Origin of the sequence: Exiguobacterium sp. Leaf187 (genome assembly GCF_001423925.1) — a bacterium.
Taxonomy (GTDB): Bacteria; Bacillota; Bacilli; order Exiguobacteriales; family Exiguobacteriaceae; genus Exiguobacterium_A; species Exiguobacterium_A indicum.
In genome coordinates, this window is the sequence record NZ_LMPR01000009.1 from 807533 (window position 1) to 823760 (window position 16228).

Annotated in this window: 19 protein-coding genes; 3 read left to right on the plus strand and 16 right to left on the minus strand. The window is 44.2% G+C overall.

What is annotated here, in order from left to right:
• Positions 1-15: 15 nt before the first annotated feature.
• Genes ASF99_RS08465 through ASF99_RS08475 form a run of 3 tightly spaced genes read right to left on the minus strand, consistent with a single transcriptional unit; the run spans position 16 to position 2571 of the window.
• Positions 16-417: a reverse transcriptase-like protein gene (locus tag ASF99_RS08465; protein ID WP_023468589.1), complete on the minus strand. Its 402-nt coding sequence runs from the start codon at positions 415-417 to the stop codon at positions 16-18.
• Positions 410-1369, minus strand: coding sequence for a CobW family GTP-binding protein (locus tag ASF99_RS08470; RefSeq protein WP_055968474.1), 960 nt, complete (start codon positions 1367-1369; stop codon positions 410-412). Before ASF99_RS08470 ends, ASF99_RS08465 begins: the two co-directional genes overlap by 8 nt.
• 11 nt (positions 1370-1380) lie before the next feature.
• Positions 1381-2571 (minus strand): HD domain-containing protein, encoded by a 1191-nt coding sequence (locus tag ASF99_RS08475; protein WP_055968476.1) that lies wholly within the window; start codon positions 2569-2571, stop codon positions 1381-1383.
• Positions 2572-2710: 139 nt separating this feature from the next.
• Here ASF99_RS08475 and ASF99_RS08480 point away from each other — a divergent pair, with 139 nt between their 5' ends.
• Positions 2711-3196, plus strand: a complete 486-nt coding sequence (locus ASF99_RS08480; RefSeq protein ID WP_023468592.1) for a hypothetical protein — start codon at positions 2711-2713, stop codon at positions 3194-3196.
• 270 nt (positions 3197-3466) lie between these two features.
• Here ASF99_RS08480 and ASF99_RS08490 read toward each other — a convergent pair whose 3' ends face one another.
• From ASF99_RS08490 to yvfG, 11 genes are all read right to left on the minus strand, one after another.
• The gene (locus tag ASF99_RS08490; protein ID WP_023468593.1) at positions 3467-4033 is read right to left on the minus strand and encodes a deoxycytidylate deaminase; all 567 of its coding nucleotides are present in this window, start codon (positions 4031-4033) and stop codon (positions 3467-3469) included.
• A gap of 47 nt (positions 4034-4080) precedes the next feature.
• Positions 4081-5289 carry a toxic anion resistance protein gene (locus tag ASF99_RS08495; protein WP_023468594.1) on the minus strand — a complete coding sequence of 403 codons (1209 nt, stop codon included), beginning with the start codon at positions 5287-5289 and terminating at the stop codon, positions 4081-4083.
• Positions 5276-6019, minus strand: a complete 744-nt coding sequence (locus ASF99_RS08500; protein WP_023468595.1) for a 5-bromo-4-chloroindolyl phosphate hydrolysis family protein — start codon at positions 6017-6019, stop codon at positions 5276-5278. Before ASF99_RS08500 ends, ASF99_RS08495 begins: the two co-directional genes overlap by 14 nt.
• Before the next feature lie 251 nt (positions 6020-6270).
• Entirely contained in the window at positions 6271-7614 is a 1344-nt protein-coding gene (locus ASF99_RS08505) for a sodium-dependent transporter (protein WP_023468596.1), read from the minus strand.
• Positions 7615-7787: 173 nt separating this feature from the next.
• Positions 7788-8660, minus strand: a complete 873-nt coding sequence (locus ASF99_RS08510) for a diacylglycerol/lipid kinase family protein (protein WP_035396868.1) — start codon at positions 8658-8660, stop codon at positions 7788-7790.
• Positions 8657-10174, minus strand: a complete 1518-nt coding sequence (locus ASF99_RS08515; RefSeq protein ID WP_023468598.1) for an ABC transporter permease/substrate-binding protein — start codon at positions 10172-10174, stop codon at positions 8657-8659. Before ASF99_RS08515 ends, ASF99_RS08510 begins: the two co-directional genes overlap by 4 nt.
• Positions 10171-10902 carry an ABC transporter ATP-binding protein gene (locus tag ASF99_RS08520; RefSeq protein ID WP_035396921.1) on the minus strand — a complete coding sequence of 244 codons (732 nt, stop codon included), beginning with the start codon at positions 10900-10902 and terminating at the stop codon, positions 10171-10173. The genes ASF99_RS08515 and ASF99_RS08520 overlap by 4 nt, the downstream gene beginning before the upstream one ends.
• A 184-nt stretch (positions 10903-11086) precedes the next feature.
• A complete protein-coding gene (locus ASF99_RS17075) occupies positions 11087-11722 on the minus strand; it encodes a 3D domain-containing protein (protein WP_023468600.1) in 636 nt (211 codons plus the stop codon).
• Positions 11723-12069: 347 nt separating this feature from the next.
• Complete coding sequence (locus ASF99_RS08530; RefSeq protein WP_023468601.1) at positions 12070-12279, minus strand: hypothetical protein; 210 nt, start codon at positions 12277-12279, stop codon at positions 12070-12072.
• A gap of 60 nt (positions 12280-12339) precedes the next feature.
• Positions 12340-12951 (minus strand): NUDIX hydrolase, encoded by a 612-nt coding sequence (locus ASF99_RS08535; RefSeq protein WP_023468602.1) that lies wholly within the window; start codon positions 12949-12951, stop codon positions 12340-12342.
• Positions 12948-13169, minus strand: coding sequence for a protein YvfG (yvfG, locus tag ASF99_RS08540; RefSeq protein ID WP_023468603.1), 222 nt, complete (start codon positions 13167-13169; stop codon positions 12948-12950). The genes ASF99_RS08535 and yvfG overlap by 4 nt, the downstream gene beginning before the upstream one ends.
• Before the next feature lie 88 nt (positions 13170-13257).
• Here yvfG and ASF99_RS08545 point away from each other — a divergent pair, with 88 nt between their 5' ends.
• Both ASF99_RS08545 and ASF99_RS08550 read left to right on the plus strand, forming a co-directional pair.
• On the plus strand, positions 13258-14832 hold the full coding sequence (locus tag ASF99_RS08545) for an FAD-dependent monooxygenase (protein WP_023468604.1): 1575 nt from the start codon (positions 13258-13260) through the stop codon (positions 14830-14832).
• A 33-nt stretch (positions 14833-14865) separates the two neighbouring features.
• Positions 14866-15183 carry a hypothetical protein gene (locus ASF99_RS08550; protein WP_023468605.1) on the plus strand — a complete coding sequence of 106 codons (318 nt, stop codon included), beginning with the start codon at positions 14866-14868 and terminating at the stop codon, positions 15181-15183.
• Between the two features lie 44 nt (positions 15184-15227).
• Here the strand turns inward: ASF99_RS08550 and ASF99_RS08555 are convergent, their stop codons facing one another.
• On the minus strand, positions 15228-15782 hold the full coding sequence (locus ASF99_RS08555; protein ID WP_023468606.1) for a nuclease-related domain-containing protein: 555 nt from the start codon (positions 15780-15782) through the stop codon (positions 15228-15230).
• Positions 15783-15913: 131 nt separating this feature from the next.
• The gene (gene gpsB / locus ASF99_RS08560) at positions 15914-16228 is read right to left on the minus strand and encodes a cell division regulator GpsB (protein ID WP_055968481.1); all 315 of its coding nucleotides are present in this window, start codon (positions 16226-16228) and stop codon (positions 15914-15916) included.

A 16228-nucleotide genomic window follows, 5' to 3' on the forward strand; every position in this document is an offset into this window, starting at 1 on the left:
GGTGTTTGTCGTCAATCATGCTTCGTATAATCGTAACGCTTCTCGTGCGACACGATCTGCTTTGTTCTCCGACCGTGGAATCCACTTCACGAAAGCGAGTGGTAAGAGTTGATAACGCGCAAAGGCAGGATCAAAAATCGTCTGCGTTCGTTTGTTCTTGACGAATTCGCGTTCGACTGCGAGTGCAACCGCTTCTGAATCCGTCCGAAACGAAATGACGCTCTCGCCTTGTGCAATCAGTTCGTGCGCCCAATCGACGGCTTTCGCAAAAGCAATAAATTCTGCTTCATGATTATTGATCGCTTGAATTTGATACATTTTTTCCGTGACTTCTCCCTCGGAATTTTTACTGAAAAGCCCAACCGCCGCTTCATCATTTGAAGGACGGACCGTACCGTCAAAATAAAGTTCAACCATGTTCAATTGCCGCCTCGATTCCTTTTCGTATCGCTTGTTCATCTAGCCCTTTCCCAATGAAGACGAGCGTCGTCTTTGGTTGTTCGCTAAATGGTTCTCTGATTGCTGTGCCGTAAATCATGCCAGTACCTTGTAAAATGACCTTTCGATCCGTATCTGCAAAATGAATGATTCCTTTATAGCGATAGAGATCTTCCGCATACGCTTCTAACACCTCACGTAGGACCATTCCGAATCGATTTCGGTTCAAGGGTCGTTCCTCGACAATCGTCAATGCCGTGAAATCCTCAACCGACTGATGAATCTGATCCGTTTGTTGACTGAGTCGTACTTGCTCTTCTTTTGGAAAATGGAACGTTTCAAACAGTCGGTCCGATTCAAGTTGAGCCTGTTCCGTTTCAATGATAGCTGCAGAAGGATTTCGTTCGCGCAGTAAAGCGGACAACGTTTCGCGCTTTGACACGTCAATCAAATCCATTTTATTCAAGATCAGGACGTCAGCAAAGCCGATTTGTTTCACATTTTCTTGGAACGTCAGTTGACGTTCCAAGTGGTACGCATCGATGACTGTGACAACACTTGAAATCTGATAGGACTGTTCAACAGCCGGCTCAAAGTAGAATGTCTGTAGAATCGGTCCTGGATCCGCAACGCCTGTCGTCTCAATCAATAATCGATCAAACGATAACTCCCCATCTCGACGGCGTTTTGCGATCCGTAGCAACGCATCCCGTAAATCGCCGCGAATCGAACAACAAATGCAGCCATTCGTCAATTCGATCATCTCTTCGTCACTTCGTTCAATCAATGCTTCATCAATATGAACAGAACCTACTTCATTGACGAGCAAGGCAAATTTTTCTGTCGGTTGAGAAACGAGATGATTGAGTAGCGTAGTTTTACCGGCACCTAAAAAACCAGTGATGACAGTCGTACGTATTTTGTCTTGCATGATTTCACTCCTTAGCGTCCTTGTTGCTGACGCCATTTTTCTTTTCGTGCATCGAGTAGATCAATCGTATGAAGATACCAAGCATCTGTCGTTTGCGGCGTAACACTTGATCCCCACTCGCGTTTACCATGGTGTGATAATACCATATGCATGAGACGGTGATAAACAGCACGCGGTAATCGGATATCTTCTTCTCGAAGTGTTTGTTCAAGAACAAAACAACCATATGGCATATGACCCATCAATACACCGTCCGGATCAAGCGCAATACCTGCCAGTTCTTCCTCTTCCTCTGTTACGTGCAACAGTCTTGAAAAACGATCTGTCGATGCACCCGCATGCGTATACTCCCATAGCTTTCCGATGTCGTGCAATAAAATACCGAGCAACAACTCATTCGGATTCGGTCGTTGATCTAACAGAGCAATCCCTTTTGCCGCTTGATAGAGGGCATCAAAACTGTCATCCCAAGAAAATTGACGTATCTCTCGTTCAGCTGCTTGGAAGAGTTCATTTTTATGATCGGCTTCTGCTTCTTGAATACATTTGAGTAGCGTCAAGTATGGTTGTTCACTATCACAGATTCCTCGACCAATCGTCATCATACAAGCAGTATGTTTCAGCAACCCACCGATATAGGCATGGTGATGAAACAGAGCAGCCGGTCGTGTTGAAAAATCCGCCCAGTACTGTCGCAGAATCGATAGTGCGATTTCTTGGTAAGGAGAATCAAGTTGATCGATTAGTCCAAACAACTGATCACGATACGTTTCAAGGGATTCATCTGCCGGTAATTGCGGCAAGAACTGCGTCGGTGAGGCATCATGAATCGGAGTGACGCGCTGAACGGTCAATGACTTGTTTCCGGATTGCGGCGGATATTCCTCTACCTTCGCCTCGACCCGAACGATTCGTGTTTCGAGATATGGACGAAGTGCTTCTTCTGCCGTTCCTTGATTGATCCACTGTTTTCCCTTACAAGATCCAGCGGGCGAATTGAACGTGAACTGTAACCATTCTCTCCCGGTTTGACCAGTACGGATTTCACCAGAGGCAACGAGTAACACTTCTTCGATTCGCTCACCCGGAACAAGCGTCTCTATCGAAAGTCCAATCGGTTGATTCGATTGATGGATGGAAAAAGCATCATTTCCATAAGAAGGCATTGTCACTTCCGGAAGTGCTTTGAATAATTGAATCACGTCATCTCACTCCTTTTTCTTCACTCATATCATAGCAGACACGATTTCATCACGACTACTAATAAACAGATATTGTAAGCGTTTTCTAAATGAATTATGATGAAACTGGAAGTCCATTTATGCTTAAGGAGGAGAAACGATGATTCGACCACTTACTCAACTATACAGTGAAGCTGTTGGCACACTCGATCAATGGACGGTATCCGAAATTGTGACACGCGATCAAATTCGGCAAGCTGTCCAGGTGTACGATCCATATCAAATGCATACGTCGTATGCTTTGGAACATTTGTTGATTCATGAATTGCGTGAGGCTTGTCATCATGTCCAAGAACAAGGGCTAACGTTGGCTGATGCGCAAACAGAGCTTCTCATCCTCTCTGCTTTCCAAAGTGATGCTGGCTACCAAGCAGAGGAAATTCAAGATATGTCTCCCACTGCAATCAAACGGCACTTGTCTTCGCTAGACGCCGCCTTCAACCGACTATTACATCAACTGTTTTTACATCAATCGCAACCAGACATCCTCTGTCAGCGATTCATGACGATCCTCTCAGGTGCGGTCGCCACAAAATGCGCAATCCGTGCTAAACGCCTCAAGGAAGCGACACTTGTTCATCCATAAAAAAATCCTGACTCATGTGAGTCAGGATTTTTCATTCAACGACCTGGCATTCCAGCTCCTTGATTGGTTTTGTATGAAAATGCGGCGTTCCGCTTCGTCATATTCTATAGTCATCATGCCAAACTATTCAAGTCCTGTCAATTCTTTTCTAAAAAAAAAAGTGGACCGATTTTCGATTGAAAATCAGTCCGAATGGAAGAGTGAATAATTACCATGGCAATGCTTGATTTCATCATACAATGCTATGGAAGCGTTTACAACCCTTTTTCGTTAAATTTTTTCAAGAAAATATTCGTTTGCGAGTGGCAAGTGGATGACTTCGATTCCACTTTGTCGCATCAGGTTCAGTCCGTCCCCATACTCATACCCTGTCGAATAAACGACACGATCGATTTTAGAAGCGATGAGCGCTAAACTACACGCATGACACGGACTATGTGTGACATAAGCTGTTGCATGACGCGCGCTCGTCGAATCAGCTGCTAGCTTACCGAGCGCGTTGATTTCAGCATGAATCTCATGTTGCTTCGACCATTCATGGTGTTCTTCCTGATTTTCGCACCGATAAAAGAGAGTTCCGTTTCGTTCAACCGATTCTTCAACAATCGGGTGGTCAGGACGTGATGTATAGAGAATACCATCTTGCTTTAAGTAAATTTCGTTGCAATTCACATGCTGACTAGGTGTTCCGTTTATTCCGATCGAAATTGGCTTTTCATCTTTAACGATGACACAGGCAACGGATTTTGAGGCACATTTTGAATGACGGTCTGCCATCATCCGTGCGAATAATAACCATGTCGTATCCCATTTCAACTGCTTCTCTTCATTATTCATTCAAACTCTCCTTTCATGAAGGAAAGGAACACGAAATGTCGTGTTCCTTAGTATGGTCGATTCGGTAATTCTCTACTTTTTGAGGCGACTTCGATGACTTTTTGTTTCAATTCATTCTCCATTCGCTCTAGTTCATGCTCTGCGTCGCGTCGCTTTTGTTTTCCTTCTTGTTGGATACGTAATGTCTCATCCAGTGTCTCGATCAAGTTTTGGTGCGCCACTTTTAACGATTCGACGGATACGATGCCTTTTTCGTTTTCTTCCGCAATTTCAATCGACGATTCCTTCAGCAACTTCGAATTTTGCTCAAGTAACTGGTTCGTCGTATTGGTGACATCCTTCTGCATTTCAAGTGCTGCTTTTTGACGCGACAGACTCAAAGATAGGACAACTTGGTTCTTCCAAAGTGGAATCGTATTGACGACTGCTGATTCAATTTTTTCCGCTAGAATTTGGTTATTTTGTTGAATGACACGAATTTGCGGTGCCATCTGCAAGCTAATTGTTCGGGATAATTTTAAATCATGGATTTTCTTTTCAAAACGATCCGTCAATTGAATCAAGTCATTCAATTCCTGTAACTTCGTTTGATCCCGCGATACCTCGACTTCCGTTCGTAACGGTTCGATTTCATGTTGACGAACGTGAGCGATTTTCGTCTCGCCAGCTGCAATATAGACGTTTAATTCCTCAAAATAACGCTTGTTCTTTTGATACATTTGATCGAGTAACGTGATGTCTTTCATCAATCCAAATTTTGATCGATCAAGATTGTGTACGACTTCTTCGAGATAAGCGCTCATTTTCTCGTATTGCAAGAAATACGTTTCCGCTTTTTTCTTCGCCCGACCGATGACCGGCACGTTCGACCAGAAGCTCTTTTTTTCTTGAAGCGTATCTGGATCCATTTGGCGGACACGCTGCATTAAGTCACTCAGTAATTTCCCTGCTTCCCCGCCGTCCTTCATCTTCACTTCACTTAAGACTTGATCAGAGAATTGGGATAGTTCACGCTGAACGGGCGCCCCGAATTGCATGACGGCATCCGTTTTTTGTAGATCGATCACCTGCAGTAGACGTTCAATCTTTTGTCGTTGTTCTGCCGGAACATCCGAAGGAATCATTTCTTCGACAGGGCGAGCCGGCATTTTGGGCGGTGTCTCCGCTACGTTTAAGTCGACCGACGGATCAGAAATCGTCGGTTGATCTTGCTCATCAGGCCATTGTTGCCATGTATCTTTATCAGAATGGGTCATGTCGGTAACTCTCCTCCTGTTTTCGTTGTTCAGTCTCTTGCGTCAATACCTTTTCAATCGTTAAGAGTTCCCGTTCTAAATCAACGGTATCCCCTTCAAGCAACAAGGTTTGTTGTTGCTTTAATTTTTGTCCGATCATTTTCAAGTTCGAAATCAATTGATTTTTCGTATCCAATTGAACTTGAGCGCCACGGCGTTCCAAATCGGCATATTTTTCTGAAATCGACAGTAAGGAATCCAGATAGAACGTAAAGAAGTCCCGAACTTTTTTGACGTCGCGTGGACTTTCATATAACTCCTCGAACAAGACATGTGCTTCCCGTGAGACGATGCGCATCTCACTTCTGATTTCACTATCTCGAATAGAGGGAACGATTTGATCGTACGTCTGGATTTTTGTAAATCCTTCTTCGATCGTCCGTTGCAATACTTGAAGTTCTAAATCATCCGTCTCTTCAAATCGGCGTGTCGCCCGTTCCGGTTTTAAAATGACACTTCCGACGAACTCATCTTCGTCATCAAGTAGTAATTTCTTTTTCACATTTTTCCGCTTGATTTCGGTCGATTTCCGTTCTGTCCGATATCGTCGACCTGGTTTTGTTCGATAACCGCTCCAAATGAACCACAAACCAAGAGCGATGAAGATTCCCGAGAAGTTGAACGTATCGGCCAATTGTAGAAATACGAACATCATACCGATGGAACCAAATATCCACCATGAAGACTTCATGTCATCCCCTCTTCCTTCGTACTGATTCTTCTATCAGGTTTACGTGTCTTTATTTTAACATTACGTAACGTCTAACAAAAAGTTTCCCGTTTTTCCGAAATGTTACGCCTCGTGTATTTATATTTCAACATACTTTTAAAAATATCGCATCAGACCGAAGAATGAACTATTCGTTCTTTCTTTCGCATGATTCTTTTGACAACAAATAAGGTAGTCGACAAAATTGTCGACTACCCAAAAAAAGTGATCTATTATCCGAACATTGGCCATACAAGGATGATCAAAATTGCAATCGGACTCAAGTAACAAACACTCACACGCCACACAGGCACGATTTTTTTCATGAATGGACTCGTCACGAGTTCCTGTTCGACAAGAGCTCGATCGAGCTTGTACCCAGCAAAAATCGAAATCAGTAAAGCACCAATCGGCATTAAAATATTCGAGACAAGAAAATCAACGCTGTCAAAGAACGTTTTCCCCATGAATTGAGCATCACTCAACATACCGAACGAGAGTGCGGACGGAATTCCGACGATCGCAATCGCAAGTGTCGCAAGCCATGTCGTCCGCTTTTTATCACGCGATGTCGCATTCTCCTTACGATCCGTTAATGAAGCAACAACGACCTCAAGCATAGCAATCGATGAAGTGATCGATGCGAAAGCAAACAGAAGGAAGAAAAGTGTTAAGAACAACGAGCCAAACTGGATCTGACTGAAAACAGTCGGCAATACGATGAAAAGCAATGCCGGTCCTTCTGCAGGGTCAAGACCCGAAGCAAAAACAGCTGGGAAAATCGCGAATCCAGCTAATAATGAAACCGCGACATTCATCGCGACGATCCATGCGGCGGAACGATTAATCTCGCCACGTTCCTTCATGTAGGAAGCATACGTCAGCATCGCTGATACACCGAGCGATAAGGAGAAGAACGCTTGGCCAAGCGCACTCAGGACAGAAGTTCGGTTGAGGACCGAAAAATCAGGCTGTATGAAGAATTTAACACCTTCCATTGCACCATCAAGTGTCAATGATCGAACGACAAGGATGATGAAGCACACGAATAATAATGGCATCATGATTTTACTCATTTTTTCAATACCGGATTGAACACCACGTAAGACGATCCAACATGTCAAAGCGAGGAAAATCAATTGCCCTGAAATGACATATAACGGTGAGGCGGAAATCGTTCCGAACAATTCACCAAGCGCACCACTGTCCATCGTCGTCAGGCGACCTGTGAAACCAAGAATGGTATAAATCAAAACCCATCCTCCGATGACGCTGTAGAAAGAGAGCAACAAGAAACAGGCGATGACACCCAGTACACCAATGAATGTGAACTTCTTATGACCAAGTGCCGAGAACGCTTGAAGTGCTGTTTTTCCACTCGTACGACCGATTAAAAACTCGGCAATTAAAACGGGCAGTCCAAGTAATAAGGTAAACACGAGGAACAAGAGTAAAAACGCGCCTCCTCCGTTCGTTCCAGTCGTGTACGGGAATTTCCAGATGGCCCCCAGACCAATGGCGGATCCCGCTGCTGCTAAAATAAATCCAACTTTTGAAGCCCATGCGTTTCCTTTCATGGTGCTCCACCTCCTTTTCAAAATACTTTTTCATTGTACAGAAAGAATCATTGAAAGTCATCCTTTATCAAATATTTTCTTTAAAGCGTCAAAGCATAACCGCATATATGTACTGAAAGATAAAAAAGAAGGCCGTTTTTTATGACGACCTTCTTTTCATTCATTACTTTATATTATTGTGTGCCTCCATACATGCGCAGATACTCCGGCAATACTTTAACTGTAACCGGTGTATGGATGGCTTTTTCACCATCTGTATCGATCACTTTTGCGTCTTTTGTTTTCAACTGAAACCCACTCGTCAAGATATGTGTAAAGGAAGGATCATTGGCAAGACCAATTTTTTGAAGGATCACATCTCGAATGGTTGTTAAATTTACTTCATCGACGATCACTAAATCAAGTTTCCCGTCATTATAGGCTCCATCTGATAAGTTCGTCTCGATTCCACCGAGCGATTCTCCGTTTGCCGCAAGAATGAGAACCGCTTCGCCGGTCATGTGACGACCTTCATCTAAAATCAGTTCATATTCGAAGGGTTGTGCTTCTAGACTTGAGCGAATCGTCGATAGATAATATCCCATCTTCCCGAGGCGTGCTTTTTCTTCTGTATCGATGCCAATCGATGCCTCTGCGACAAGACCGACACCAAGGAAATTCAAGAAATAGCTATTTTCGACTTGTCCGAGATCGACCTGAACAACGTGTTGCATCGCGATCGCTTCTGCAGCAAGCCGAGGAGCCATCGGTAAGCCAAGCGTTCGAGCGAAGTCGTTACAGGTCCCTCCAGGAATGATACCGAGTATCGGGCGATCATCCAATTTTGCGACCCCGTTGATTGTCTCAAACACCGTTCCATCTCCACCGATGACGACGACCGCATCAAATGCGGATGAATCTTCCGCAAATTGCATCGCATCTCCAGCTTGCTTCGTATTCTTGATGACGATTTCATCGAATAATGTACTTAATGGTTCGATGACTTCTCCAAGTAATCCGGTGCCGTTCGTCCCAGCTGTCGGGTTACTGATCAGTAAAAGTTTCATTGAATGACGCCTTCCTTCTTCAGGTAATCACGAGCGACCTCATTCGCCGTCTTTCCGCCGTATGCGACAGCTTCATTCATTTTTGACATCTCTTCATCTGAAATTTTACCTGATAATTGCTCAAGTGCTTGTTTTACTTCTGGATACTCCTCGATCGTCTCTTGTCGCAGAAGAGGAGCTCCTTCATATGGAGGAAATAGTTGCTGATCGTCTTTTAAGACGACCATGTCGTATTTCGCAATCTCCGGATCTGTCGAGTAAGCATCAATGACATCGATCTCACCTGACTCGATTGCTTTATAGCGCAATTTTGGTTCCATCGTGACGACTTTCTGGAAATTGACATCATATTTATCTTGAATCCCTTTATACCCATCCTGTCGATCCTTAAATTCTAACGTGAATCCAGCCGTCAACTGATTCGCAACCTGTTTTAAATCAGAGATCGTCTTCAAATCGTAACGGTCTGCTAATTTCTTTGGAACAGCTACAGCATAGGTATTGTTATAGTTCATCGGTGGTAGCAAGGCTAAATCTTGTTTTTCAAGACCGGCTTTTGCCTGTTCATACACTTCTTTTGCATCATTCGACTTCGGTTTTTCATTCGTCAAACTAGCGAGCACCGTTCCTGTAAACTCTGGATACGCATCGATATCACCTGATTCGAGCGCCTTATAGACGAAGGTCGTCTTCCCGAAGTTCGGTTTGACTTGTACCGTCAAATCCGTTTCATCTTCAATGACAATCTTATACATGTTCATTAAAATTTCCGGTTCTACACCTAGTTTTCCAGCGACGACGAGATCTGGTCGTTCACTGCGACCGACAGCAAAAGGTGCGACGACGATCGCAACCATCAAGACGACTGCCGTTACGAGACGTGCTGTTTGTCGTTTACGAGTCGCTACTTCCGTTTGACGTAATAAGCCGTCAAATAAAAGCGCGAGCAGTGCTGCTGGAATCGCACCGAGCAATAATAGATAGTTATCATTACGGTCAATCCCGAGAAGAATGATCGAGCCTAATCCTCCAGCACCGATCAGGGCGGCAATCGTCGCCGTACCAATGATCAGTACCATCGCGGTCCGAATCCCGGCCATCATAACAGGTAAAGCTAGTGGGAGCTCGACTTTCCAAAGGCTCTGCATCGGAGTCATCCCACATGCGCGTGCCGCTTCCTTAATCGAAGGATCAACTTCGGCAAGCCCTGTATAAGTGTTTCGAACGATCGGTAATAAAGAATACAAGACAAGTGCAATAATCGACGGGACTGTACCGATTCCGACAAGTGGTATCATCAGACCGAGTAACGCGAGTGATGGAATCGTCTGGATGACAGAGGTTACACCAATCGACCACTCACTCAGACGTTTATTGCGTGATAAGTAAATCCCCAGTGGAATAGCGATCACACATGCGATCAGCAAGGAAATGACCGATAATTGAATATGCTCGATTAGCGCTTGAAGCAATTCAGTCTTCCGGTCTTGATACGTTTCGATCAATCCATTCATTCGACACTCCCCCTGACTTGACGCATGAATTCTTGAACGAACGGATCGTTACTGGCTAGTACCTCGTCCTTCGTACCGATGAAAGCAATCTCTCCAGCGTTCATCAGACAGATGCGACTCCCTAGTTTCAACGCTTCATTCATGTCATGCGTGACGAACAAAATTGTTTTACCAAGCTCTTCGTTTAGATGCAACAAATCATTTTGTAATTGTTCCCGTGAAATGGGATCAAGAGCAGAAAATGGTTCGTCCATCAAGATGACGTCTTGTTCTGCTGCGAGTGCCCGCATAACCCCAACACGTTGTTGCTGTCCACCAGAGAGTTCACTTGGATATTTTTTCTTAAGTGAGGTGTTTAACCCAGTCAACCGAAATAATTCATCGACCCGTTGTACTACTTTCTCCTTATTCCACTTCAATAACTCAGGTACGACGCTGACGTTCTCCTCAATCGTCATATGTGGAAAGAGGGCAATCTGTTGTAAGACGTAGCCAATTCGCCGACGGAGTTCATGTTCATTGATCGACATGATCGGTTCACCATCGATCCAAATTTGTCCTTCCGTATGATCAATCAATCGATTAACCATTTTCATCGTCGTTGTTTTACCGCATCCTGAAGGACCGATCAAACAAAAAATCTCGCCTTGTTCAACCGTAAAATTCACGTGTTGCACTGCCTTTGTTCCGTCTGCATACGTTTTGCCGACATCCTTGAATTCAATCACGAACCATCCCTCGTTTCCCGGTTTATTATCTTTGTAAAATTCCCCTTTCTTGGACATTCTAAAACCTATTCCGTCCACTCTTTCCCCTGTTTTCTAAATCCAACATCGAACAGATCGTTTTTTTATCCTTCCTCAAAACAAAAAAGACGATGGAAACTATCCATCGCCTAACCGTATACTGCTCTTATTCGAACGTCACCGTGACTTGACGGCGACCCCATTCTAAAGCTTCTTGTTTTGAACCGACAAGAAGATCCATGATTTTCCCGCGAATCGCACCACCTGTATCGAGCGCAATTGCGTCGCCGAAACCTTCTACATGTACCTTAGTTCCAAGCGGTACGACCGATGGATCGACAGCAACGATGCGACGTCCTTCGTATGTAATCGTATTCGTGACGTCATAACCCGATGCTGTTAAGGCACGACCATTATACAAACGGCTTCCATTGTTTTCTGGATTCGTCGTATATGCTGTCGTCTCAAACGTTTCCGTACGCTTTGTGGAACGGTTAGCGTTTGCTTGTGTTCGACTTTGTTTCTTTACCTGTCGTGTTTCCTTTTTGGCTTCTTGTGCTGCTTTTGCTTTTTGCTCTGCGTCTGCTTTTTGCTTAGCCAAGGCTTTTAGACGCGCTTGTTTTTTCGCCTCTGCTTGTTCACGCTTCTCTTGAGCAGCTTGACGCTTCATCTCTAATGGATTTTGTACAATCGTTTTCTCCGTACCGATCCCGATTTGTGCTGCCGACGCTTCATGATGCGGCAAAAGAATAAATATGAATCCCGCTAAACAAAGGGATAAAAGGAATGATGTTCGTTTCATGTTGATGCCAACCTTTCTCGCCGTTTTACGACCCGCACAACGTATCACGGTGACAAATAGTTTGAAAAGCGAACACCATGAATTGAAATATATCTGTTAAAAAGTAACGAAATGGTTACACGCTTACAAAAAACGCTCTCAATCGTTGTATATCAACGTTTTTATATTTTGTAACCGTTCTGTTACGAATTAATCTTTGTTACTCTTTTGTAATAAATGTATCTTTTCGATGTTTTCAGTCATTTTGTCCAATTCTTCAAAAATCAAAAGAATGTAGGATTTCATTATTATTCAGTTCGCTGGATGAACATAAAAAAACACACCAACATGTGGTGTGCTTTCATGTGTTACTTTGTTTTACGTTCTAACAATTCAATCTCTGACTTTAATAAGACTTGTTTTTCAAACTCTAATCCGAGTGCCTCAAAGTTTTTCGTGTGGGATACATCACCAACGACCGTATTTGTCAATACTGCCGTTACTTCCGCTACCCAGCCTTCTTTCGTTTTTACCATATCGCCAACGATATAATCGAATAACTCTTCTGTTTCTTCCATTTGACTCATCTCCTGACACGTTCAATTACAGTTAATCATATAAAATAACGACCGAAAAAGCTAGTCACGCGTCAATTGAGCTAAGAACTGGCGCAAGATTTTAGCGGTTAATCCCCAAATCAGATAATCCCCGTGCTCATAAAAGTGCTCCGTGACTGTATACGTACGATCCAGATAGGCTTCTCGATTCGCCATGCGTTCGGTTGGCACTTCCTTACCGGGGCGGATCCGCCACTCCATATCTCCTTTAATCGGCTTCGAAGTCATCAATTCCGTTAATGACACGAGAAACACATGATCGACTTCGGCCGGCGAAGGATTAAAGTCCGTCGCATGAAGAATACCAAGATACGGGTAAATGATCGACCGGTTCGGTGTCACGAGTGGTTCAAGCGTTCCAATCACTTCAATCTCAGAAGCACTGACATTTAATTCTTCGACCGTTTCACGGACAGCTGCTGCTTTCGGTAATTCACCACCATCGATCCGACCACCTGGAAAAGCGATTTCACCTGGTTGCGAACGTAGTGTCTTAGCTCTCACTTGAAATAACAAATAGACTTCGCCATCTTGCTCGACTAATGGAACGAGTACAGCTGCCGCATGACGAGGTAAACGTTCTTCAGAATCTACGTAATGCTTTCGGATATCGGCTAAGTTCACCTGTTTCATCGCCCTTCTTGTGCAACGTGTTGGTACGCCTCTTCCAGATGGCGCATACGGACGATGAGATCCGCATTCTTAGCAATCCGGTCCGATAAAATCGATCCTGCTACCGTCTTGTAATAGGCGTTTAACGCATGTCGTTTCGTCAGATGTGCCTCATTCTGACGGATATATTCTTTAAAATTCGCAATCAATCGTTCTGTCGTAAAAAGTTGTTCGTTCACAAGTTTCATCCTTTCACACGTCAAGCGTGTCATCAATAGTTTAATGGTAACGAGTTTTGGCTAAGATGTAAATTAAGGGGGGTTATCCGTGAATAAAAAATTAGATGTCCTCATTATCGGTGCCGGACCAACCGGTTTAACACTCGCACTCGCACTCTCACGCTATGGATTATCCTTTCGCATCGTCGAACGTGCAAGCGGACCATCTGTCGTCTCAAAAGCGATCGGGATTCAAGCGCGTTCTCTGGAGTTGTTCGCAAGGCTTGGTGTTGCAGAAGACTTGATGGAGAATGCAATCAAAATCAATCAAGGAAACCTCTATGTCAATGGTGCATGGCAGGCAAAACTTGATTTTACGGATTTGAATACACCTTTTCCGTTCGTCACGCTGTTGCCTCAAAGTGAGACGGAACGGATTCTCGAAGCGCAACTCGCCAAATATGGACACGTAGTCGAGCGCGAAACAGAATTAACAGGGTTTGCTCAATTTCCAACATTCGTTACAGCATCCTTACAACATAAAGGAGAAACAGAGACGGTCGACGCTTCCTTCATCATCGGAGCAGATGGTGCAAACAGTTTCGTCCGTCGTGAGCTCGGGCTTCCGTTCAGCGGGAAGTCGTTTAAAGAATCGTGGGCACTGGCTGACATCGAGGTCGACTGGCCGCTCTCTTCTGAGGAGGTTCATATCTTTTTCTCTGATCATGGCGTTATCGAGTCGTTCCCTCTCCAGTCGAACTTGTTCCGGATTACCGGCAATCTAACGAGCGGACCTGTTCCGACCGACCATAAAGCGATTGACGATTTTTTACAAAATCGAGCCAAAGTACCGTTTGAGCTCAAAAAAGTCCATTGGTATTCGATGTTTCGCGTCCATAACCGGATTATCGAGAAATTCGGACACCACCGGATTTATTTGATCGGGGATGCAGCACACATCAATTCACCCGTCGGTGGTCAAGGAATGAATACCGGAATTGCTGATGCGATGAACCTCGCTTGGAAACTATGGTGTGTCCATCAGTTCAAGGCGAGTTTTCCGTTACTTGATTCTTACAGCGTCGAACGCCGAGAAGCAGCACAAGGTATTTTACGATCAACCAATCTTGCGACGGAACTCTTGCAAATCAATATCCCTTTTTTATTGCCCTTGCAGGAAAAAGTCATTCGAAATAGTCTCAAGATCGCACCCTTACATCATTTCGTGACGAACCGGATTGCTCAGCTCAACAGCCACTACCCAGCGAGTTCGACCTTCGTCACACAAGGACACTTTAGTCCGTTGACACCAAAACCAGGTGAACCGATGCCTTACAGTGAAGTCGTCCATCCGCGGACAAAAAAGAACGAACTATTATTACGTCGTGCCGATCGGAATTTCTTATTACTGCTGTTCTTACCAAAAAACGCAACCGATGATCTTCTTGAGCCATTCAAGGAACTCGCCTATACCTATCCCGATCTATTTGAGACGGTACCGATCCATCAATCCCTTAAAGAGGATGGTGTCGTCGATCAAGGTGGTGAACTGGCACGACGCTTTGGCATCAAGCAATCCGGATTATATTTGATTCGCCCTGACGGTTATATCGCGTATCGCCAACAAGGTTTGAAAAGTAAATCGTTCGCCCGCTATGTTGAACGTTTACTTTATGCGCGTTAACTCGGTATGATAGTAGGTGAGGTGAAGGCAAAGATGGATATACAGCTAGTTCGAACGGTTTTAATCATTCTTTTAGTCATTGCATTTCTCGTCATCGTCAGCAGACGAACGAAGGAAAACCTTCGATGGTCACTGATCGGGGAAGCATTTGGTGAAAAAGGAGAAGATTTATTAAAGGACGCTGCGCGACTCGAAGCAGCTGACTTAGAGATTCGAGTCGAACGCGGCGTCAAGACTTCGTTTTTATTCCGACGTTTCAGTAAAGACTTGGATGATCGCGTAGCGGTGTATGTCTTGAAAGAAGACTTGGATCAAGCTGAAGACATTCTTGCGTCTCGACCAAGACGATGAATTCAAACGAAAAGGCAGTGAAGCGAGCGCTTCACTGCCTTTGTTCATTCCTGTTGCTGCGCGAGATAAAACGCAACTTGTTTTCGTTCTTGCTCTTGAACAGGGGAGGATTTCTTTGAGACGATGAACGCCCGCACATCTTTAAAGCTGTTCCCCGTCGGGAATTTAATTCGTTCCGTCCGCATCTGTGGTGCATTCGGAAAAAGTGTAATGCCATGAATCGGAATGATGATCCCTTGTTCTTTTAGCGTTTTTCGAACCGCTTGAACGATTTGTTTCGACTGATGGATGGGATGAGGTGCAAACACTTTTCTTCCATGCTCATCATCCATGACATGGCAAGATTCCTCCGTCATCCATTCTACGACCGCATCGTTTTGTAACACGAGGAATAATCCTTTTGGTCCGATCAGCGCAAAAGGAATGACTATCGTGTCAGAAAGACGAATCCGATCAAACAACATCCAATCAAAACGACAAACATGACGGATTTCATTACAGAGTGCATCCGTTTCACTCGTCGTCGTACTCACTTGTTTACTTGCAAAAAAACGACGGCGCGGTGGTTGAGGAACAGAAGCAGTCATGACTTGTAACATGGTTCATCATCCTTTGTAGTATGTATTATTAGTTATCTTAACACCGTTTTCACTCAGATGACGATTCTTTCAAAAAAGAAGGAAATAAAAAAAGACACTTCTGATCTGACAGAAATGTCTTTTTTGATGCGTCAATCTTGGTGCGGACGTCCGAAAACGGCCTTCTCTAAATTTGAAATACGACGTAACATGTCATAGTTCGATGAACTTGATACTTGTGGCTCCGCTTGCTCGACGCGGCGCTCTTCACGTTTTATCGGTTGTGCTGGTGCTTGTTTTAACGCCTCGTTCTCTTTCTTCAGACGTTCGATCTCACGTTCGAATCCTTCATAATCTTTAATGATTTGATCCAAATATCCATCGACATCTTCGATGACATAGCCACGGAGGCCGGTTTTGAATTCCTTTTTGTAAATATCGTCCGCTGTCAACAATGGCTTATACAT

What these genes read in the sequence shown, in the direction of transcription:
- ASF99_RS08470 (WP_055968474.1), bottom strand. Translation starts at nt 1,369, where the DNA reads ATGCAAGACAAAATACGTACGACTGTCATCACTGGTTTTTTAGGTGCC.
- ASF99_RS08550 (WP_023468605.1), top strand. Translation starts at nt 14,866, where the DNA reads ATGGATATACAGCTAGTTCGAACGGTTTTAATCATTCTTTTAGTCATT.
- ASF99_RS17075 (WP_023468600.1), bottom strand. Translation starts at nt 11,722, where the DNA reads ATGAAACGAACATCATTCCTTTTATCCCTTTGTTTAGCGGGATTCATA.
- ASF99_RS08505 (WP_023468596.1), bottom strand. Translation starts at nt 7,614, where the DNA reads ATGAAAGGAAACGCATGGGCTTCAAAAGTTGGATTTATTTTAGCAGCA.
- ASF99_RS08465 (WP_023468589.1), bottom strand. Translation starts at nt 417, where the DNA reads ATGGTTGAACTTTATTTTGACGGTACGGTCCGTCCTTCAAATGATGAA.
- ASF99_RS08500 (WP_023468595.1), bottom strand. Translation starts at nt 6,019, where the DNA reads ATGAAGTCTTCATGGTGGATATTTGGTTCCATCGGTATGATGTTCGTA.
- ASF99_RS08555 (WP_023468606.1), bottom strand. Translation starts at nt 15,782, where the DNA reads ATGTTACAAGTCATGACTGCTTCTGTTCCTCAACCACCGCGCCGTCGT.
- ASF99_RS08495 (WP_023468594.1), bottom strand. Translation starts at nt 5,289, where the DNA reads ATGACCCATTCTGATAAAGATACATGGCAACAATGGCCTGATGAGCAA.
- gpsB (WP_055968481.1), bottom strand. Translation starts at nt 16,228, where the DNA reads ATGTATAAGCCATTGTTGACAGCGGACGATATTTACAAAAAGGAATTC.
- ASF99_RS08515 (WP_023468598.1), bottom strand. Translation starts at nt 10,174, where the DNA reads ATGAATGGATTGATCGAAACGTATCAAGACCGGAAGACTGAATTGCTT.
- ASF99_RS08510 (WP_035396868.1), bottom strand. Translation starts at nt 8,660, where the DNA reads ATGAAACTTTTACTGATCAGTAACCCGACAGCTGGGACGAACGGCACC.
- ASF99_RS08530 (WP_023468601.1), bottom strand. Translation starts at nt 12,279, where the DNA reads ATGGAAGAAACAGAAGAGTTATTCGATTATATCGTTGGCGATATGGTA.
- ASF99_RS08480 (WP_023468592.1), top strand. Translation starts at nt 2,711, where the DNA reads ATGATTCGACCACTTACTCAACTATACAGTGAAGCTGTTGGCACACTC.
- ASF99_RS08490 (WP_023468593.1), bottom strand. Translation starts at nt 4,033, where the DNA reads ATGAATAATGAAGAGAAGCAGTTGAAATGGGATACGACATGGTTATTA.
- ASF99_RS08535 (WP_023468602.1), bottom strand. Translation starts at nt 12,951, where the DNA reads ATGAAACAGGTGAACTTAGCCGATATCCGAAAGCATTACGTAGATTCT.